16 protein-coding genes are annotated in these 22,391 nt (G+C 28.9%); 2 read left to right on the plus strand and 14 right to left on the minus strand.

Annotation, left to right across the window (positions count from 1 at the left end):
* Positions 1–316: 316 nt before the first annotated feature.
* The 6 genes from PLW95_04100 to PLW95_04125 all read right to left on the minus strand — a co-directional run bounded on the left by PLW95_04100 (position 317) and on the right by PLW95_04125 (position 7,598).
* Positions 317–1,786, minus strand: a complete 1,470-nt coding sequence (locus tag PLW95_04100) for an FGGY family carbohydrate kinase (GenBank protein HOV21845.1) — start codon at positions 1,784–1,786, stop codon at positions 317–319.
* Positions 1,787–2,560 (minus strand): glycoside hydrolase family 38 C-terminal domain-containing protein, encoded by a 774-nt coding sequence (locus PLW95_04105; protein HOV21846.1) that lies wholly within the window; start codon positions 2,558–2,560, stop codon positions 1,787–1,789.
* Positions 2,561–2,823: 263 nt separating this feature from the next.
* Positions 2,824–4,308: an ADP-ribosylglycohydrolase family protein gene (locus tag PLW95_04110; protein HOV21847.1), complete on the minus strand. Its 1,485-nt coding sequence runs from the start codon at positions 4,306–4,308 to the stop codon at positions 2,824–2,826.
* Positions 4,309–4,526: 218 nt separating this feature from the next.
* On the minus strand, positions 4,527–6,092 hold the full coding sequence (cimA, locus tag PLW95_04115) for a citramalate synthase (GenBank protein HOV21848.1): 1,566 nt from the start codon (positions 6,090–6,092) through the stop codon (positions 4,527–4,529).
* Positions 6,093–6,146: 54 nt separating this feature from the next.
* Complete coding sequence (locus tag PLW95_04120) at positions 6,147–6,791, minus strand: redox-sensing transcriptional repressor Rex (GenBank protein HOV21849.1); 645 nt, start codon at positions 6,789–6,791, stop codon at positions 6,147–6,149.
* Positions 6,792–7,598, minus strand: a complete 807-nt coding sequence (locus PLW95_04125) for a sorbitol-6-phosphate dehydrogenase subunit (protein ID HOV21850.1) — start codon at positions 7,596–7,598, stop codon at positions 6,792–6,794.
* 85 nt (positions 7,599–7,683) lie between these two features.
* Between PLW95_04125 and PLW95_04130 the strand changes: the two genes are divergently transcribed.
* A complete protein-coding gene (locus PLW95_04130; protein HOV21851.1) occupies positions 7,684–10,089 on the plus strand; it encodes an ATP-binding protein in 2,406 nt (801 codons plus the stop codon).
* Positions 10,090–10,100: 11 nt separating this feature from the next.
* Here PLW95_04130 and era read toward each other — a convergent pair whose 3' ends face one another.
* Genes era through PLW95_04170 form a run of 8 tightly spaced genes read right to left on the minus strand, consistent with a single transcriptional unit; the run spans position 10,101 to position 20,706 of the window.
* Positions 10,101–10,991, minus strand: a complete 891-nt coding sequence (gene era / locus PLW95_04135) for a GTPase Era (protein HOV21852.1) — start codon at positions 10,989–10,991, stop codon at positions 10,101–10,103.
* A complete protein-coding gene (locus PLW95_04140; GenBank protein HOV21853.1) occupies positions 10,988–12,091 on the minus strand; it encodes a uroporphyrinogen decarboxylase family protein in 1,104 nt (367 codons plus the stop codon). The genes era and PLW95_04140 overlap by 4 nt, the downstream gene beginning before the upstream one ends.
* Before the next feature lie 4 nt (positions 12,092–12,095).
* On the minus strand, positions 12,096–13,109 hold the full coding sequence (locus PLW95_04145) for a Gfo/Idh/MocA family oxidoreductase (protein ID HOV21854.1): 1,014 nt from the start codon (positions 13,107–13,109) through the stop codon (positions 12,096–12,098).
* Between the two features lie 41 nt (positions 13,110–13,150).
* Positions 13,151–14,983: a PQQ-binding-like beta-propeller repeat protein gene (locus PLW95_04150; GenBank protein HOV21855.1), complete on the minus strand. Its 1,833-nt coding sequence runs from the start codon at positions 14,981–14,983 to the stop codon at positions 13,151–13,153.
* Positions 14,980–17,595, minus strand: a complete 2,616-nt coding sequence (locus PLW95_04155; GenBank protein ID HOV21856.1) for a HEAT repeat domain-containing protein — start codon at positions 17,593–17,595, stop codon at positions 14,980–14,982. The genes PLW95_04150 and PLW95_04155 overlap by 4 nt, the downstream gene beginning before the upstream one ends.
* Positions 17,582–18,247: an NAD(P)H-hydrate epimerase gene (locus tag PLW95_04160; protein HOV21857.1), complete on the minus strand. Its 666-nt coding sequence runs from the start codon at positions 18,245–18,247 to the stop codon at positions 17,582–17,584. Before PLW95_04160 ends, PLW95_04155 begins: the two co-directional genes overlap by 14 nt.
* A gap of 1 nt (position 18,248) precedes the next feature.
* On the minus strand, positions 18,249–19,640 hold the full coding sequence (gene murC, locus PLW95_04165; protein ID HOV21858.1) for a UDP-N-acetylmuramate--L-alanine ligase: 1,392 nt from the start codon (positions 19,638–19,640) through the stop codon (positions 18,249–18,251).
* The gene (locus PLW95_04170; GenBank protein HOV21859.1) at positions 19,627–20,706 is read right to left on the minus strand and encodes a glycosyltransferase; all 1,080 of its coding nucleotides are present in this window, start codon (positions 20,704–20,706) and stop codon (positions 19,627–19,629) included. Before PLW95_04170 ends, murC begins: the two co-directional genes overlap by 14 nt.
* Before the next feature lie 167 nt (positions 20,707–20,873).
* Between PLW95_04170 and PLW95_04175 the strand changes: the two genes are divergently transcribed.
* Positions 20,874–21,599, plus strand: coding sequence for a hypothetical protein (locus PLW95_04175; GenBank protein HOV21860.1), 726 nt, complete (start codon positions 20,874–20,876; stop codon positions 21,597–21,599).
* The last annotated feature ends 792 nt before the right edge of the window (positions 21,600–22,391 follow it).

A 22,391-nucleotide genomic window follows, 5' to 3' on the forward strand; every position in this document is an offset into this window, starting at 1 on the left:
TGTTCTGTTATTTTTACTTGAAGTGTAGAATATATTTTATTTAAATTCTTGACAAGTCAAGTTCGCCATTTCATTTTTGGCAATTATGAAAACACTTGTAAATAAAGGGGTTAAAGAGATTTTAATTTGTTCACTACATTTCACTACATATTTGCAGAAACCCGTATGAAATAAGGATTTTTCATTTTTGAGTGGCGAAGTTGACTTGACGACATAGAAAAAATAAATATAACAAAATTGCCAAAATACTTGATTTTATTAGGGTTTTATGGTTCTATAATATCAAGAATCGTCGATCTTGGGTAATAGGCAATAATTAAAAAATTTTTGTTAGGTTCTTTATTGTGTCTTCGTAGGTATCATACAGTTGTTGTAAATATTTTAAGTTTTTATCTGGATAATAAACATCTCTATTTGTATTGTCTCTTATAAATTCTTCTATATCAATACCACTAAGTTTTTCAGCAATAACTAAACATGTTCCTGTTGCTGCTTCTTCTTTTGTAAGTGGAATCGAAACGGGAAGATTAAAAATTGAAGAAGATATTTTAGCAAATAGGGGATTTTTCCTGAACCCATTTCCACTGCCTATAATTTTCTCTTCCTTATTCCCACCTATATTCTTGTAATAAAAATAAAGTTCAAATATAACTCCTAAATAAAAAGAAAAAATAAAGTTCTCTAATTTAAAGTTCTCTTCACTTAAATTTATTATGAAACCTTTTATTTCAGGAAAAATCCTTGAACCAGAAAAAAATGTCCCCGTTATTATATTATTGCTTTTATTTTTTTCTGCAATTTTATGCATTTTTTTATAAAGAGAGGGCTCCTTTTTATTAAAAATTTTTCCTCCAACTTCCTTTAAAAATTTTTCTAAAATTTTTAATGTCTTTCCTCCTGATAGTCCTGCTCCTACTACAATATACTTATTTTTTATAAAATATCTTGTGTCACAATATTTTATCTCTTTATAATTTCCAATATTTTTTGATATTTGACTTCCAGTTCCTATGTTTAAAACAAGTTTATTTTTCAGGTATCCGGCACATCCTAATATAGATGCCTGATTATCTCCTATACTAACTGCTACCCTACATTTTTCGTTTATACCTAATTCTTTTGCAACCTTTTTGTTTATTGTTCCTAATATCTCTCCTGTTTCTACAACTTCTGGAAATATATATTTTGGTATTTTTAACTTCTCAATTGTATTCCATAGCCACTCTTTCTTTACTATGTCAAAAATTCCACTTGAACCAGCACAGGTTATATCTGTTTTTATCTTTTCTTTTGTAAGGCAAGACGCAATATAATCGCCAAGAAAACATACTTTATTTTCTTTTCTGAATAAATCTGGGTTATTTTCTTTAAGATAAAAAATAGTCGCTCCCATAAATCCAGTAGAAATTGTTGTCCCAGTATTTTCTATATTTTTACAGATATCTTTTATGTATTCAATGTAAGTTTTATTATATTTGAAAGATAAAAGGGTTCTTTTATCCTCCCATGTTATTAAGGGAGTAAGGGGGTTGAAATTTTTATCTACTATTAGACAACCATGCATTTGAGTTGAAATTCCAATTCCTTTTATTTCCTTTTTGTAAGGTATGTTTTTAAAAATATCAAAACATATTCTTTTAATTTTTTCTGGATCTATTTCATAGAATTTGTCTTTTATTTTCAGTGCATTATGAGCATAAGAAGAAGAAAAAATTATTTTATTTTCTTTTTCATTATATAAAACCACTGCTATTTTACTTGTTCCTAAATCAATTCCAAGATACATTTATTTTTCAAGAAGGTTGACTTCGGTTATTTTGTTATCTTTTATTTTTAATGTTTTGATTTCAAATTTACCAAAATTTACCCTGTACTTCTTGCCAAAAATTTCCAAATTTGTTTCTGTTAGTTTCCCAGATGTTTCATAAGCCCTTAATATCAAAAAATTCCCATCTTCTCCTTTTTTTAAAACTTCTACAATTATATTTTCTTTTTCAACTTTAACAAAGGAATTTTCAGAAGGTAAAATTCCTTTGTGAGATAGAGGTAAAATATACTCTATTTCTTTATTTAGAAATGTTGCATATTTTGAAGGATTTATATTATCGTTTTTGTAAGGAATTAACCATAATTTAAATCTATTTATTCCATTATCTATGTAATCACTTTCTTTTAAAATTTTTTCTTTTCCTAAGGTATTTAAGGAATGATGGTAAGCAAATCTTGGACTCCTTAAAATGCTTAATCTTAATTCTTTTCCATCAAAGTCATATCCATAAAAACCATCATTTATTACACATATTCCATATTTCTCATTTTTAAAGTCCCCGGATATTTTTATCCATCGTTGAAATGGATGTTCTTCGCCATCATCTTTTCTTTCCACAAAAGACATGGGTATTTCACAAAAAATTCTCTGATTTTTAAGGTTAACTGGTAAAGATATTTTTAAAAACTTCTTTTTTTCCTGCCAATTAACTTTCCCATTTATTTCAAGATATGGCAAATTATCATATAAATTGTATTCAACAACTATCTCTGATTTATTATAAAGAGTTATATTCGATTTTAGCCACCAAATTTAATTATCAAAAATATTTTAAAACGGACTTTTAAAAATGTCCGATTTTTCTTTTGTTCTTCCTAAATCATATCAAAACCCATCTTTTTATTCAATATCTATTCCGCCGCTTTTATCACTTCCCTTTCTTTTTGTTTTTTTAATCCTCCAAAAAACTTTAGCGGACATCAAAAGGTACGTTTTACACTTTGCACTTTTCTTAAATCTTCCCTTACCCACTCCCGCCACAAAACATCTGGACGCTAAAATATGTGTCTTTCATATTCCATATCAACAACTAAATGATTTTTTCCATCACCTATTATCCACGCAAACTCTAAATCATCTCTGCATTTTAAAACTTCTATCAAAATTTCATACACCCCTTTATCTAATTCAAATTCAATAAGTGGGCTGCCCGGTCTATGCGGCGCTGGTAAAAAATCATTATGATAATGATGAGAAAGAACAAGTTTTTTATCAACCCACATTTTTATTCCATCATTACTTGATGGAAATAATTTAATTTTTCTTTTTTCTTTATTTTTTATTTTTGTCTTCAAAAATATACACACCTGTCCATTATTTTTGAAATAATTTTTTAATGGGAAATAAAATTCATCAAAAATAACTTCTTTATAATTTTTATATTTCCCATCCAATATTTTTTTTTCAATTTCATCAATTCCATTTAAGGAAAATTCTTCTGAAATTTGAAATGGAATTTTTAGTGGTTTTGCATAACTCTCTATTTCAGGTAATTTAAATGGTTTTTCTATCATTGGTAGTCCCTTTTCCTGTATTGCCTTTTCCTCAATTTCTACTATCTCGTTTGATAATTCATTTATATTTTCTGGTACTTTAATTCCCTTTATTCCCCATCCAGCAATTATTCGCTCGTCAATTTTTGTTTTTACCTGTTTTATTATCTCTTCTTTCCCAACTATTATCCCTATTATTGCTCCTGCCGTTGCTCCTGTACAATCAGTATCATATCCACAATTTACACTCTCTATTATTGTCTTTAAAAAATTCCCTTGTCCCTTTAATAGTCCGAGAACTATAAATCCAATATTCTGAACACAATCAGTAAAATTATGATGTCCAAATTTCTCAATTATTTTTTCTCTTATTTCTTTCAAACTTCTTCCTTCTTTTTCAAGTAATTGCGTAAGTTTAACAACATTATAGACATTTGAAGTTTCTGGAAGAAACTCTATTGCTTTATTTATTGCTTTTTCAATATCTTTTTCAACAAAAGTAATTGATTCTAAAACAGATAAAAATACCTCACCATAAACACCTTCATTCCAGTGGTCAACAGAAGCATCCTGATAGGCATACCAGCCAGCAACTTCTGGTCTTCCCGGATTTATACATGCCCATATTTCACTCCTTATTGATGCTCCCATACAATTACAAAACCAGTTATTATAAATCCCTGTTATTGGTGGTTTAAGTCCTAGTGATAAATTCGCCTTTGCTACCCCATATTCATCAAAAGGATAATCTATGTTTCTAATCCATCCATCTGCTAAATCATCTGTTGTTATTTTTATTCCTTTCTTCTTTAAGATATCTAACCAAACTAATTGTAAATCTATATCGTCATTTGCAAATATTTCTTCTGGATATTTATAAGGCAAACTCATAAAGTCCTTCTTCCCTTCAATAGGACATCCTATACTTCCACCTATATTTTTCCCTAACCAGCATCCATAGATATTATGAAAATAATCTTTTGTCATGCACTCTCCTTATTATTATCTCTGGTTCAATTAAAATCTATTCTGCTTTTTTAATTTTCCCTTCAATCCATCTAATTAATCTTTCCCACCCAATAGAGGCAATTTTATCAAACGGCTGATGTACTGTTGTTAGTTGGGATTTTATAATTGCGGAAAGAAAAATATCATCAAAATTAGCAACAGATATATCTTTTTTTTATTTAAATATTTTTTTATTTTTATATTTGCTGTTTTTTGTCTTTGTATAGTTTATACTCAAAACTATCAAGAAGAGCATTCCATGATGCTTCAATTATATCTGTGGAAACACCTATTGTCCCCCAACTATCCTTTTCATCAACTGATTGTATTATAACTCTCGTTAAAGCACCTGTTGCTCTTTCAGGATGTAAAATTCTAACTCTATAATCAGTCAATTTTAAATTTTTTATTTCAGGATATATTTTTTCTATTGCCTTTCTTAAAGCATTATCTAGGGCATTTACAGGACCATTTCCTTCACTTGCAGTTAATTCAATACTTCTATCTAATTTTATTTTTACGGTTGCTTCTGATATTACCCTTTTCCCTCTTTTCTCAACAATTACCCTAAAACCCTCTACCTGAAAAAACTTCTCAAATTTTCCTAACGATTTACTTACCATTAATTCAAAACTACCTTCCGCACTTTCAAATTGATATCCAGTATTTTCAAGTTCTCCAACCATATCAAGTATTTTCTTTACCAATTCAGGTCTCTTTTCAATATCATAACCCTTTAATTTTTGTAAAATAGTACTTTTCCCTGAAAGTTCAGAAATAAGAAATTTCCTTTTATTTCCAATTAAAGAAGGGTCTATATGTTCATATGCTTCTGACCTTTTACTAACTGCATCTATATGAACTCCACCTTTATGAGAAAAAGATGAAAGTCCAACAAATGGTTGATTATTTACTGGCACCATATTTGCAAGTTCATATATTTTCCTTGATATTTCTGTCAAAAATGGCAATTTATTTTCTTCAATACACTTATAGCCCATTTTGAATTGAAGAATTGGAATAATTGAAGTAAGGTCTGTATTCCCACACCTTTCTCCAAGACCGTTCATTGTCCCCTGAACCTGAATACATCCTTCTTTTACTGCAACAATAGAATTTGCAACAGCAACTCCTGAATCATTATGAGTATGAATACCAAGTGGAATTTTAATTTTCCCTTTTATATCTTTTATTATTTTTTCAATTTCAAATGGAAGAGTTCCACCATTTGTATCACATAAAATAATTCTTTCTGCACCAAATTGTTCTGCCACCTTAATTGTTTTTAAAGCATATTCAGAGTTTCTTTTATACCCATCAAAAAAGTGTTCAGCATCAAAAAAAACTTTTCTTCCCATTGAACTAAAATACTTTATTGTATCTTCTATCATCCTTAAATTTTCGTCCAATGAAATCCTTAAAATATCAGTTACATGTAAATCCCATGATTTACCGAAAATTGTTATGTATTCTGTTTCACTCTCAAGTAATTTTTTCAAAAATGGGTCTTTTTCTGCCTGACAATTTTTTCTTCTTGTACTTCCAAATGCAACTATTTTACTTTTTTTAAAATTTTTTCTCCTTATTTTTTCAAAAAAACTTATATCTTTTGGATTTGAACCAGGCCAGCCACCTTCAATAAAGTCAATACCAAAATCATCAAGAATCTCTGCAACTTTAATTTTATCTTCAAGAGTAAATGAAACCCCTTCTGCCTGTGAACCATCTCTCAAAGTAGTATCATAAATTTCTATTTTCCCCATTTTTTTACCTTCCTTAAATTCTATAACTACATTCATTTCCTGTCAATTCATTTTTCACTGTGATTTCGCATAAGAATTTTTAAGTAAATAAATAAGATTACATATTTCAGAAGCCACATCAACATTACTTATAGAGATATTCTCATTCGCTAAAAGTTTTACCGGAGCAAAATTTAGTATTCCCTTAATACTATTTTCTACAAGGATATCACAAACATTTTGCGCCTGGTTTGCTGGAACACAGATAACAGCAACTTTAATTTTTTCTTTTTTAATAAATTCACCAATTCCTGAGATATTTCTTATTATAATATTTTCAATTTTTTTCCCGACTTTTTCTGGGCTTTTATCAAAAGCACCAGATATTTCAATATTTAAATCAGAAAATCCAGGATAACCAATTAGAGCAGAACCCAATCTCCCAACTCCAATAATAATAACCCTAATTTTCTCATCTATGCCTATAATTTTTTTTATTTCTCTTATTAACTTTCCTATATCATATCCAACACCTCTTTTACCAAATTCACCAAAAAAAGATAGGTCTTTTCTGAATTGAGATGATGGAATATTTAATATTTTTGAAATATGTGAAGAAGAAATAATTTTAACACCCTCTCTGTATAGTTTTTCCAAATATCTTAAATAGACAGCCAACCTTTTAATTGTTTCTGATGATATTTGTTGTTTTTTTATCATTTATGCCCTTGATTTTCCACCTGATATATTTATGACTGTTCCAGTTATATAACTTGCCATATCAGAAAGAAGAAATAAAACCACATTTGCAACTTCTTCAAGTTTTCCAACTCTTCCCAAGGGAATAGAAACATTTTCATAACTTTTTCTTAATTGTTCAACTGTTATTCCTCTTGTATATGCAAGTGACCTTTCATATTCAGGTGTTCTTAAAGAGGTTGGTTCTAGTATACCAGGTGCTATACCTACCACTCTTATATTAAATTTTCCTAATTCTTTTGCCCAACTCCTTGTATATGAGTATAAAGATGCTTTTGTACCCGCATAAACACTCTGCCCTTCTGAACCTTCAAGTCCACTTTCAGAAGATACATTTAAAATAACTCCTTTTTTATTTTTAATCATTTCTCTTGCGACTGCCTGTGCACAAAAAAATGCCCCTTTTTGATTAACTGCAACCATCTTATCAAAAATATCTTCTGTAACTTCTTCTTTCCCATCAGGGTCAACAAGCAATCTTGGAGTATTTATGCCAGCATTATTTACAAGAGCATCTATTTTCCCATATTTTTCCTTAACAATTTTTACCATTTCTTCTATTTCATCTTTTTTCGTCACATCCACTTTGACAAAATAAATATTTTCTCCTCCAAACTCCTTTTCCATTTCTTTCCCAATTTTTTCATTTATATCTGCAATAACTACAAATGCTTCTGCTTCTCTCAATTTCAAAGATATACTTTTTCCAATTCCTAAACATCCACCAGTTACAATTACAACTTCTTCTTTTAATGATATACTGACCAATTCCCTCTCCTTTTTTTGACTTATTACTTTTTTATATCTATAATATATCAGTAATTATAACACTTAATACTTAAAAGGAAAAATTATGGAAAAATATAAAGTCCCGATTGAGAAGTTAAGAAAGGAGTGTCCATCTGATTATTTCAAATTTGAATCCACACAACAGGTAAATCCACCAGAAGATATTATTGGACAGGAAAGAGCAAAAAGGGCATTAGAATTTGGTCTAAAAATAAAAAGTACTGGATATAACATATATGTTTCAGGAATTCCAGGTACAGGAAAAACGACATCTGTTGAGCAAATAATAAAACTACTGGCTGAAAATCAACCAGTGCCAGATGATTGGGTTTATGTTTATAATTTTACATCCCCCGATAATCCAAAATCACTGAGATTTCCACCAGGAAAAGCAAATATTTTTAAAAAAGATATAGAAGGGCTAATAAATGACCTGAAACTTGAATTTTCAAGGGTCTTTGAAGGAGAAGTTTATGTTGCACATAAAAACCAGATACTTAAGGACTTTCAAAATAAAAGCGATAAACTTTTTGACCAACTTGAGGAATCAGCAAAAAAAGCAGGATTCCAAATAAAACGAACTCCATCAGGAATTTTATTCATCCCAACAATTGAGGGAAAACCACTTAATGAAGCAGAAATAGAACAATTAACAGAGCAGTTTAAAGAAGAAATAAAGAAAAAACAAGAAATTCTTTACGAACAATTAGATGAAATTTTAAGACAGATAAGACAATTTGAAAAAGAAACAAAGACAAGATTATCACAACTTGAAAAAGAAACGGCAAAATATATTCTGTCACCAAAAATAGGGGAACTTAAAGAAAAATATTCTATCCAGAAATATGTAATTGATTACTTAGATGAACTTGAAAAAGATATTGTCGAAAATGTTGACGAATTTAAAGAAAAAAAAGAAATTGAAATACTACCCGGGATGAAATTACCAGAAAGAGAATCAACCCTTTTTAAATATAGTGTAAATGTTCTTATTGATAATTCAAAAACGAAAGGTGCCCCAATAATAGAAGAAACAAATCCAACCTGCTATAATTTGTGTGGAAGAATTGAATATAGACCTCAGTTTGGAGCAATGATTACTGACTTTACAATGATAAAACCAGGGGCTTTACATAAAGCAAATGGTGGATACTTAATTCTTCAGGTTTTTGATGTTCTTAAAAATTATTTCTCATGGGAAATATTAAAAAGGGCACTCAAAAATAAACAAATAATAATTGAAGACCTTAATGAACAATTTCGTCTAATAAATACCCCAACTTTAAGACCCGAACCAATACCATTTGATACAAAGGTAATTCTTATAGGAAACCCATTGTATTATTACCTCCTTTATTATTATGACGAAGATATGAAAAAACTTTTCAAAGTAAAAGCAGATTTCAGTACAATTATGGATAGAAATAAAGAAGGAATAGAAAGTTATACATCTTTCATAAGCAAAATCTGTAATGAAGAAAATTTAAAACCATTTGATAAAGAAGCAGTTGCAAAAGTAATTGAATATGGTTCAAGATTGGTAGAAGACCAGGAAAAGTTAACAACAAGATTTATTGAAATTGCAGATATTATAAGAGAAGCAAATTTCTGGGCAGAAGAAGAAAATTCAAATATTGTCAAAAAAGAACATGTGAAAAAAGCACTTGAAGAAAAAATATACAGGTCTAATCTTATAGAAAAGCGAATTGAAGAACTGATTAAAGAAGGAACTATAATGGTTGATGTTGATGGAGAAAAAATAGGACAGATAAATGGTCTATCTGTTATGGCACTTGGGGATTATAGTTTTGGGAAACCATCAAGAATAACTGCAACTATTTCTGTTGGAAGAGATGGAGTAATAAATATTGATAGAGAAGTAAAACTTGCTGGAACAATTCATAATAAGGGGTTTCTTATTATAAACAATTATATAAAAGAAAAATTTGGACAGAAAAAAGCAATTACTTTTTCTGGCAGTATTTGTTTTGAACAATTATATGAGGAAATTGAGGGTGATAGTGCATCTTCAACAGAACTATATGTTTTACTTTCAGTTCTTTCAGGACTTCCAATAAAACAGGGTATAGCAGTAACTGGCTCTGTTAATCAAAAAGGAGAAATTCAACCAATAGGCGGTGTTAACGAAAAAATAGAGGGATTTTATTATACCTGTAAATCAATAGGACTTACAGGGAACCAGGGAGTTATAATTCCTGAGAAAAATGTAAAAAACCTTATGCTTAATGATGAAGTAATTGAAGCAGTAAAAAATGGGAAATTTCATATCTGGTCTGTGAAAACAATTGATGAAGGGATAGAAATTTTAACACGAGTTCCAGCAGGGAATATGAAAGAAGATGGTACATATCCTGAAAACACTGTAAATTATATTGTTGGTAAGAAAATTGATGAACTTACAGAAAAATATATAGAAACCCAAAAACCAGGAAAAAGCAAAAAGAAATAATTATAGATACATCAAAAAATTCCATATCCAAATCTTCTGAAAATATCAGGTCTATTTCTCCAGTCCTTAATGACCTTTACTTTTAGTTGTAAATAAACATTTTTCCCGAGTAAAAATTCAATTTCTTCTCTTGCCAATTGACCAATTTTTCTTATTCTTTCTCCGCCCTTCCCTATTATTATTCCTTTAAGATTATCTCTTTCAACAATTATATTAGCACTAATAAAAATAACATCTTTGTTTTTCTGTCCTTCTCTTATTTCTTCAACTTCAACTGCTACTTCCTGTGGAACTTCCTGATGTGTTTTTTCAAGAATTTTTTCTCTTATTATTTCACCTATTTTATATTCAGTTGGCAAATTTGTATCTACATCTGAAGGATAAAACTTTTCTCCTTCTGGTAGATGAGAAATTATAACTTTAATAAGGCGGTCAACATTTTGCTTTTTAAGAGCAGAAATAGGAACAATATCTAAAAATTCATATTTTTTATTAAGTTCATCAATTAAAGGTAGAAGTTCCTCTTTATCTTTTAGTAAATCAATTTTATTTATAACAAGGAGTATTTTTTTATTTGTCTTTTTTAACACTTCAAGAATTTTTTCATCTTCTTCTCTCCAGCCCTTAGCATCAATTAAAAAAAGAATTATGTCTGTTTCATCAATTGAACTTAATATCATTTTTTGCATAAACTTGCCCAATTGATTTCTCCATTTTTCTATTCCAGGAGTATCAATAAAAATAATTTGCCCTTCCTCACAGTTATAAATTCCCAAAATTTTTATTCTTGTCGTTGCCGGTTTTGAAGAAACAATAGAGACCTTTTTATTCAGTATATTATTTAGAAGTGTTGATTTACCAACATTTACTCTCCCAACAATAGTAACAAATCCACTTTTCATTCAGGTATCTCCCAATCATCAATTTTAAAAATTTCTTTTTTTCTTTTTAAATAATAAATATAATTTTCATAACTCACATCAGGTGGAACCCTATGGTCAACATGAGGTATATACCCACCTGAATTAACAAACTCCTTTATTCTTTCTAATTCATTATCAATTGACTTCTCCCCATTAATTAAAGCAATTTTATTAATTCCACCTTTAAGAAGAACATTTTTGCCGTATTTTTTTCTTAAAACAACAGGGTCAGAACCACTATTTATTTCAAGAGGAAACATAACATTTACCCCAGCAGAAAGCCATAAAGGAACAAGTTGATTTATATTTCCATCACAATCAACAATTACAACATCTATTTCTTCTTTTTTTAATTTAGAAGTTATTTTCTTATATTTTGGAACCATAAATTTCTCAAAAAGTTGTGGAGATATCATCGGCTGCGTCTTAAATGCCATATCCTCCCAAAAACATGCAAAGTCAATACCTTTAACTTCTTCAAGTGCCTTTTCATTTAATGTAAGAACAAAATTTGCTACATATCCCATTATATCTTCTATAAGGTCTGGCTGAGTATAAAAACTTATAAGACAATTCTCAAATCCCATCCAATCCCTAACCCATCCAAATAAACTACCAACATTTATTCCTAAAGGATAATCCCTTTTTCCCCATTCTTTTTTTAAACTTTCCCAGCTAGAAGGATACCTTTTTTCAATATCAGGTTGAAGTCGTTCTTTAAACTCATTCCAATCATTTCTATTTTCAACAGGAAATTTTAAAAAATGAGGAATTGATGAAGAACCATCTTTAAATATCTGTAAAATTCTACCTGAACTATCTTTTTTAATTATATGTCTTCCTGTCTCTTCAATTATTTCTTCTTCAAAATAAGGTAGTAATCCAAGATTGATTGGAATTATTTCTTGCCTATCAAATTTAAAATATATATCTCCTTTATTATTGTTATTTATATATTCAGGTAGCCCTTCTTTATGCCATTTTAAAAATGTCTCATTCCACCAGCCAAATTCACAGTTGAATATCCTATCAACTTCTTCAAACTCAAAAATCCTTCTCCATCTTTCTCTATTTGTCATATTCCTATAAAATAATTTCCTGCCCTTTTTCTGCTGACTCCTTTTCTTTAAGAACTACATAAAGAGAATCTCTTGCATCCTCAGGGGTTACTACCTGAAATGGTTTGTTATGAATAACATGGTCTATAAAATATCTTAACTCATAAAAGTACCCTCCCATATCTTCAATATTTCCCTCTATTCCTTCTACTTTTATTTTTTCAAAAGTTGGTCTTTCAACATTCCCATTTGCCCCATAAGCAACGACAGTTGGAGTATTTCTTGAATTAAACTCAATTGTCCCTTTTTCAAATTTTGCAATATAACTCATTTCAAATGGAAAACTTGGAGGAAAATCCCATTCACCATCAGCATGAGCAACAATCCCATTTCCAAATGTAAAAGTTGTAAGTACATTAGCATCATTATTATAGTTTTTAACTATTTTTGAAAAAATTTTTTTAGGTTTTTCTCCTAAAAGATAAAGCAAAAAATCAGTATCATGAATATGAAGGTCAACAAGGGCCCCACCACTTTTTTCCTGTGAAAGCAACCAATTTTCCCATCCCCATGTTGGAAGTGGAGATAATCTCCTCATTGAAATTAATTTTAAATCCCCATATCTTTTACTATCATATGCATCTTTCAAGAATTTATATTCAGGCCAGAATCTAATGACCTGTGCAACCATAAATTTGACATTATTTTCTTTACAAACTTTTATCATTTCATTTGCATCCTCAACAGTAAGAGCTATCGGTTTTTCACATATAACATCCTTTTTATTTTCTGCTGCTTTTATAACATATTCTTTGTGTAAAAAAGTAGGCAGACAAACATCAACAATCTGTATATCCGGCTTTTTAAGAATTTGCTCAGGGTCGAAATATGGTATTGTTTTAAACTTTCTTGCAAGTGATTTTGCTTTCTCCCCTCTTATATCAGCAATCCCTACAATCTTTACATCCGGCAATTGACTATAAACTGTTGAATGCATTTCTCCCATAAAACCTGCTCCAAGAATACCAACATTAGCCATTTTTCCTTCCTCCTTTTGTAATTTTTAATACTGGTAATATTCTATTGCCACTTTATTGAAAATGAAAAAACATTATTTTTTTCAACTGTTTGGACTAATTTTCCATCAACAAGCCCAACAGCAAAGTCAATTTTTTCCTGGAGTTGATACTTCCATAACCCCTTTTTATCATAAGAAAGAAAGTAAAAATAGTTACCCTTTTTACCACCCAAAATATCCAGAACAGAAGGAGAAAATATAGCAAAATCAATATCTTCATCAGAAGAAAAATTTTTTATTAAAGTTCCATCACCATTAAAAAGATAAATTTGTCCTTTTTTTGTTGAAACACAGATAAAATTTGTATCTGTAGTTATTTTTATATCTTCTATTTTCCCTTCAACATTTTTTCTCCATCTTTCATTTCCATCATCAGAAAAACAACAAACAACACCATTTTCAAGTCCAGCAAAAACCCAATGGGCATCAGAGGAAATTTTTATAATATCTATATTTTTACTAACTTCTAAATCCCAGAAAATTTCACCATTGTTATCAACATAATAGACATTATTATTTACACCAATTACAAGAAACCTTCCATCTTTTGAAATATCAATTCCTCTTCCATAATTGTTTAATTTTTTATTCCATAAAACAGTTCCATATTTATTTAAAAAGTAGATATTCCCGCCTAAACAATAAAAAGAGAAATATTGTCCATCAGGGGAAACAGCAACTTTAACAATTTTCTCTGGAAAAGATAATTTTCTAATAATATTTCCTTTATCAGAAAGAATATAAACATAACCTCCTTCAGTTCCTAATATTGTTCTTTTTCCATCATCTGAAATTTTTATATCAGATATTAAACTATCTGCTTCAAATGACCATATAAGTTGATTTTCAGGTATATAAAGAAAACCAGGAATATCTTTTTCCTGAAACTTATAACAAAATCTTTCTATAATATTTGGCAAAAATCTAATATCATCTGCTTTGAATTCATAATTTTCAAAAAATATTTTTTTCTTTGGGTCAAAAACATTTATTTCGAAAATATATTGTGATTCAATTCTTGAAAGGAGTGGTTTTATAACATAATCAGCATTTAAAATTTTTGCAACATAGGAAAGGTCTTCTTCATCACCAATATCTTCTTCTGTAATGTTTTCCTCTTCTAATACTTTTTTAAGTTGTTCATTTGTTATTAAATTTATGTTCTTTACTTCTTCCTTAAATATCCCAAGGAATAAATCCTGAAAATCACTCTTTAAAAAATCAGGTACATTATTATAACTAACATTTAAAGTAAGTATATTTGTATTTTTCAGTAATAATTGAATATTTTTTATTTTACTCGTAAGATAGGAAACAGAATATTTTTCACCAAAGAAATTTTTTGTCTCAACTACATTTCTAATTTCTTCATAAATACCTTCTGCATCTCTTAACATATTTTCTTTTTGATAAATAGTTGCAAGTTTCATCATATAAGTAGTATCTGGAATTATACATTTTGAAAGATACATTTGAAGGTACTTTATACCCTCTTTATTTTTATTATGAGAAAGAGCATAATCACCAATTATTCTGTATAAATATGCATCTGGAGTTGCATATTTCAAATATTTCATTGCTTCTCTATCCTGGGGCCAACCATTTGGCCAATTAGAAGGAGAAAATGGTAAAACAGATTGTATTTTTGTTTCTGTAAGACGAAGATAATAATCAGCATAAGAAGTCATACCTTTTGTATCAAATTCATCTGCTTTTTTTAAATAATTTTTTATGTAATCAGGGAATACAACAAGAATATTTTTATTTTTCTCATACCACTCACTTGAAAAACAAATAAAAGAAAATAAGAAAAACAAAAATAGAAATTTTTTCATAACGACTCCTTAAAAAGCATAATACCAAATTGTTCAGGGATATCTATTCTCCCTGTCCAAGTTGAAGTTGATCTATTTTCTATTTCCCTTAGAAAATTTATGCGCCATTTATCTCCATTTTTTATTTCGTTTATCTCAAATTCACTCAAAGGAATAGAAATTTCTGCAATCCATCTATTTGATTCTACATTACTTTTAGCAATCCAGTTTGATTGCCAATTTTTCTCCTTGTCATTATCTGTATAAAATTTCCAGATATAGGAATATCTAATTAAGCCCATTGGATGAAGAACAAATTGATACCATTGCCCTTTAGAATTATACGGGGCTATAGAAATTGTTATAAAATCCCTTGTATTTAAAGTTATTTCTCTGCTTCCCTGGTCTTCACAAATTATAAGAAAATATAAATTTTTCTCATCATAGCCAACTGCAACCTTTGTCTGGATATTATAAGGGACTTTTTCTTTTTCAATGAGTATAAATTCATTACTCATTTTTACCATATCCCAGTATTTATCATCATCCTTTCCATCTATATTGATTGTACCTTCTATCCTATGAGCATATATAATTTTTTCTGTAACCTCTTGAATTCCAAGTTTTTCTTTATAAAGTGCTTGTCTTATTTGAGGTATTTTCCCCCTTAAAGATAATGGTATTGAACTATCATTTAAATACCTATTTGCTTGGCTTCTTAATGGTTCAATATTTTCTTCAGATATTCTAACAAGAAATTCAATTCCCTTTATTTCACCCATTTTTGATAGAGAGTAAGATGCTGCAAGTTTAACATCAAGTTCTTCATCTTCTAATGCCTGTAAAAGTAATCCTATACTTCTTTTATCTTTGATATACCCAAAAATTTCCGCTGCTTTTTTCCTGTATTGTGGATTAGAACTATTAATAAACTTCATAGCATATGGGAAAACATCCTTTTGCCCCATTTTTGCAAGAGAATAGGCAGAATAAAGTTGTAATTCAGGGTCATTGTGTTTTAAATTTTTTTGAAGAATTGGTATTGCTGTCTTATCTCCAATTTCTCCAATTGCAAGTGTAGATATCTTTCTTGTTTCAATATCTGAGTCCAATAATGCATCCTTTATTCCTTTGGCAAAAAATCTTTCTGGTTTTCTCAGAACAACTTCAATTGCTTTATTTTTAACATCAGAATAATTACTCAAAAGCATTTTATAAATTAAATGTTTAACTTCGTCTGTTTGAATAATTGCATCCACTATATCAATTACAAATTTTCTATCACTTGGGTTAGAACTTTTAATTTTTTCATTTAATTTATTCACAACATCTCTTAAAATTTTTCTGCTTTCTTCTTTTACTCTTCCACATGTCTCATTTTTTTCATGATAAGAAAGTATTTCTAAATATTGAACATCAAACATGTCCAAAAGTGAAAATGCAACAATTGCCCCATATCTTATTAACTGGTTAGGGTCTTTTGTTTTCTCAATAAGATAATTTTTTACACTTTCATCTCCAACTTTACCAATTAAATTCAAAGCCGATAGACGCGAATTTATTGAATTGTTTTCATCATCAACAAATTTTTCAAGTGCAGGAATAAAAGCAGTGTCTTTTATATTTTCAATAATTTTTATTGCATATTCCATTACACTTTGTGAATTATCACCAAGTGCATTTACAATTTCAGGATAAGTTGATACATTTCTAAACTTTTCAAGAGCCCATAAAGAATATATTCTTACCGATTCATCAGGGTCATTTAATCCTTTTAATATTCCTTCTAATCCTTCTTCTGTCTTCAATCTAACAAGCGTTTTTATACTTTCTATTTTTACTTTTACCGATGGGGCAGCAAGCAATGATTCAATTTTATCTGCTGCATCTGTCGCTTTTAACTTCTCAAGAGCCCATACACTTCTTATTTTAACCTCATCATTTTCATCATCTAACGCATTTGTTAAATAAGAAATACCACGACTATCTTCTGTACTTTCAATAAGGTATATTGTCCTTATTTTAAGAAATACATTATTGCTTTTAAGCAAATTATAAATATTTTGAACATCAGAATCAGGAAGATTTTTAAATTTCTCTCTATTTTCTGCCTTCCACATCAATCTTGTTAATGACCAGAGAATTTCCTCTTTTACTTTTTCTTTATTATCATTTATCTTTCTAACAAGAACATCAATAGAGTCAGAATTCCCATATTTACCAATTCCAGAAGCAGCATAATATCTTACCTGCCAGTAAGAGTCATCAAGTGCTTTATGAAACTGCAATATTTCTTCTCCAGAAGCAAATTCTACAAGACCTCTTATTGAATAATATCTTACCTGCCAATAACTATCTTCTAATCCCTTTTTATAGTAATCAACACAGGTTGAATCACCTATTTTCCATAAGGTATATGCTACTTTACTCCTAACGATTTCATCTTTATCATCAAGTAATTTTGCAATATCAGGAAGGTATGTTTTATCACCTTTACTTAAAACTTTATTAATAAAATTTATTTTATCGGAAGAAGTGCCATACTTAACCACATTTGTATCTAATTCAGCAGAAAAAAGATAAAAACTAAAAAAAATAAATAAAAAACCAATAAATAATTTATTTGTTTTCATAGTAAAATTTTGGAAATCCAATATCAACAATTTTTATTTTACCACAATAAGCAGGACCTTCATTCATATAAAAACCTTTTTTCCCAAAACCTAAGGATACAGTTAAATTACCTTTTACTGCCACTCCACAGACATCTCCGGTATCGGCATTCAATCCAGATGGAACATCAACACAAATTTTATAAGCAACTTTTTCATTTATATATTCTACTATTTCTCTTACCTGGTCATTTACCATTCCACTAATGCCTGTTCCAAGAATTGCATCTATAATTAAATCACATTTTTTGTATTTTAACACACTTTTAAATTTATTTTCAACTGAAAAAATTTTAACTCCCAAATTTTTCAAAATTACAAAATTTCTTTTTGTAATTTCCGAAAATTTATTTTCTTCTGGAATATAAAAAACATCAACATCAAATCCCCCATTAAAAAGATACCTTGCAGTAACAAATCCATCTCCACCATTATTTCCTTTCCCACAAAAAATTTCAATTTTTCTCTTTTTATTTTTAATAATTTTTTTTGTTTCCTCACTTACACATCTACCAGCATTTTCCATTAAAATTAGTTTTATTATACCATACTTTTTTTCTGTTTCATCTTCTATTTTTTTTATCTCTTCTGATGAAAGAACTATTTTTTTCATTTCAATTACCCCTTAATTTTTCTAAAAGTTCTCTCCCAACCAAATTTACAGGACCAGCCCCAAGAGTAAGTACTATATCATTTACTTTTAAAACTTCAAGTAAGTACTCAACAATTTCTTCAAAAGTTGGTAAATAAAGTGCTTCTTTACCATTTTTTCTGATTTTTTCAACTAAAATTTCTGCATTTACAAGTTTTTTTTCTTTTAAAGAATCTCTAACAAAATAAATATCTGGAACAACTATCTTATCTGCATTAGAAAAAGAGCGGGCAAAATCCTTTAAAAGAAATCTTGTTCTACTATATTGATGTGGTTGAAAAACAACAATCAATCTTCTCCCAGGAAAAACTGTTTTTAAAGTAGAGAGAGTTGCTTTTATTTCAGTCGGATGATGCCCATAATCATCAATAATTAAAATCCCTTTTTCATTGCCTATTATTTCACATCTTCTATGAACTCCATCAAATGTTTCCACTGCTTTTTTTATATCTCCAAATGGTAATCCAATAATATTCCCTACTGCAATACAGGCAAGTGAATTTAAAACATTATGTTTTCCCCATATTTTCAATTTCAAATGTGATATTTTTTTTCCTTTAAAATAACAATCAAATTCAGTTCTTCCTTTTTTTATTACAATATTTCTCCCTGTAAAATCACCATTTTCAAAACCATAAGATATTTTTTCTCTCTTAACTTTTTTAACCACTTCCACAACATTTTTATCCTCATTACAATAAACTATAAAACCATCTTTTTTGACATTATTACAGAACTCCCAAAAAGCACTTTTTATTTCTCTTATATCATAATAATAATCAAGATGGTCTTTCTCAATATTTGTTAAAACAGCAATTTCTGGGGAATAATTTAGAAATGACCTTTTATATTCACAACCTTCAACAACAAGAAAATCACTTTTTCCAACCCCAGAATTTCCCAGTCCAATAATTTTCCCTCCCACAAGAAACGAAGGAGATAGTTTATTTTTTTTAAGCAAGTGGACAACAAGAGCAGATGTTGTTGTTTTTCCATGCGTCCCTGAAATAGTAATGCCTCTTTTATTTTTCATTATTGCCCCAACACCTTCTGGATAACTCATCATAGGGATTTTAAGTTGTTTCCCTTTTTTATATTCTGGATTATCTGGAAAAATTGCTTGAGAATAGATAATTAGTTCAATGTCCTTTGTTATATTTTCTTCTCTCTGTGGAGAAAATATTTTTACCCCTTTTTTTTCAAGTGCTTTTGTTATAGGGGTTAAATTTGTATCAGAACCAGAAATAATTTTCCCCTCTTTAAGCAAAATATATGCAAGTCCACTAACCCCTATCCCTCCAATTCCAATAATATGAACTCTTTTTACCCTTTCAAAAATATCATTTTTTCTCATTTAGAGCACCAGTTATAATATTAACAATTTTTCCATCATCATAAATCTTTACTTTTTCAAGTGCCTTTTTTATTTTCTCATAATTTCCCAAAAATTTCTCAAAATATAATGGAAAATTATAAACAATTTCTTCCCTTTGTGGAATAAGAAAACAGGCATCCTTTTCCTGTAAAAACATTGCATTAAAAAATTGGTGTCCGCCAGCAAAAGGATATGGAATTAATATAGAAGGTATTTTCCAGTATGTAAGTTCAGAAATTGTTCCTGCCCCTGCTCTTGAAATAACAATATCTGCAATAGAATATAGTTCATTCATATTATAATAAAAATCAAAAACAATCCCACTTACTTTCTTTTTAAAAAAAATCTCTTCAACTTTTACCTTTTCTTTACCTGCAATAATTATAATATGAAAATCGTTTTTTTTAACAAAATAATCAATATTAGAAGTTATAAGTTTATTTAAAAAAGATGCTGACTGACTTCCACCAAAAACAACAATTACTTTTTTATTTTTATCTAAAAAAAAATTTTCAATTATTTCTTCTTTTGAGATATGAATTTTAAATTCCTTTAATAAAGGGAAACCAGTAACAACGACTTTCTTTTCTGGTAATTTATTTCTATAAGGAAAAGTTAAAAAAGTTCTTCTTGAAAGAATTGAAAAAAATTTTGTTACTTTTCCCGGGATATAATTTTGTTCGTGAAGGTATATATCTTTTCTTAAAATTTTCCCAGCAACAAGAAACGGAAAAGTTGTATAACTGCCAGTGCCAACAATTGCAACAAAATTTTCCTTTTGAATAAAAATAAAACATTTAAAAATATTGAATAAAAATTTAAAGGGTATTATAAAAATCCCTTTTTTTGAAATTTTTACCTCAGGAATAATAGAAAAGTTATAATTCCTTTTATTTAACCAATTAATTATAAATCCCCTTTCAGGAACAAAAAATTTAACTTTTATCCCTTTTTCAATTAGTGAATCACCTATTGAAAGAGCAGGAAAAAAATGTCCACCAGTTGGTCCTGAAACAATAGCAATTTTTTTTTCTTTATTATGCAATAATTCTCTCCTTATTTCCCATATTATAACACATCAACCGCATAAATTTAACTTTCCCAGACATACTTACTTGGCTAAAAAGTTGATTACATTATTATTTTATAGGATAATTTTGAATAAATGGAATTATAAGAGAAAAAATAAGGAATATCATAGGAGGTGGGGAAATGTTAAAAAAACTTGCTAATGAGGAAATAAATTGGTTATTACTTTCTGAAAAAGAAAACTACGAAAAAAACATTAAAATAATTGCTCAGAAAAACAAAATAGGAGAAGGAGAAATTACAGAAGAACTGAAAACAACAACTGAACTTTTAGATATAGGAGAAAGAATAGAGAACAAAATAATAATAACTCCTGAACTATTTAAAAATGTATTTCTACTTGCCCTGACAGATTTTGAAAGTAAATTGGTAAAATATTGGGATACCCCTGGTGAATTCACAAAAATAATGATTGGTAAAACACTATCAGACAAAAGCATGTTGCATTTAATGGCAGATATATTGAAATTAAAATATTATAGAGAATACTGGTCATTAGATGCTGTTTTTTATGAAAAAGAAGACAAAGAGCATTTTCAGTTGCCATTTTTGGTTGCTGAATATTTGCCTGTGGTTATTGAACATGAAAACGCAATATCTGGAAGTTGTCTTGAAATGAATAAATTATCTATATTCAACTCCCCATTAAAAGTCCTTATTACTTATCCAGAAACGGAAGATAAAAATAAATACCTTAACTGGTACACAGAAATACTCAAAAAAGCAGATATTTTTGATGATTTTTCAACAAAAAGAAAACATCTTTTAATTTTTGGATATAAAAAAGAAGAGAAAACATTCTGGGAGTTTTATACCTATCAAAATAAAACATTTTCTCTACTTGAATAAAAGGTAAGTTCCACTGAATCCAATTAGGGCAGACATAATTTTGGGGTATATAAATATCTTATTGCTTAATAAATATGGCTAACTGAACTTGAAGAAAAATGTAGGTCTTTCGTATTGAAGTTGCATTTAAAGTATTTAATATATCATCTTCAAAAAACAATTTTTTCTCTACCAGTGCCAGAAAAACTTTTCTTGTTTCCTTTGTAAACCAATCCAAAATCCCGTTTTCTTATAACTATGAAGAATTGAAAATTATCAAAAACAAAAAGTAGTGTAGATTTAGAATTGTGAATTTGAATAATAGATGTATTTATATTATAACTATGAAAAAATTTAAAGAATTCACATTTTGAAATGGGGTAATACTATTTTTACATTAAAGGTGTAATAAAAATCAGAGCCCTCACCCCTGCCCTCTCCCCCGACTATCCCTTACCCATAAGTTCCCCCTTTTAAAAAATGTTAAGATAGAAGAACATGGTTTTCTATGAGAACCGGGTTCTTGAAACAATAAGGTAAGTAAGTTCCTCATTTAACAAACCGACAAAAGTAGCAGGACTTAGCAGGGCAGAGTTGGTGCGTTATCGTCTTCCAGATAGCACAACGGGGATGAAGTGGAACTTAAAGGGATTTCCAAGCACAACGGGACAAAGTAAGATGCAGAGAAATTCAACCCCGGGCGTTGCCCAAAAAAATTTTGTGGGAAGTTAGAGTATTACAAAGTTTTAATAAAAGACAACCAGATGAAAGATACTTTTCAATCATATGATGTTCATGCTTATATAATCAAAA

It is taken from the genome of bacterium (assembly GCA_035370465.1).
Taxonomy (GTDB): Bacteria; Ratteibacteria; UBA8468; order B48-G9; family JAFGKM01; genus JAGGVW01.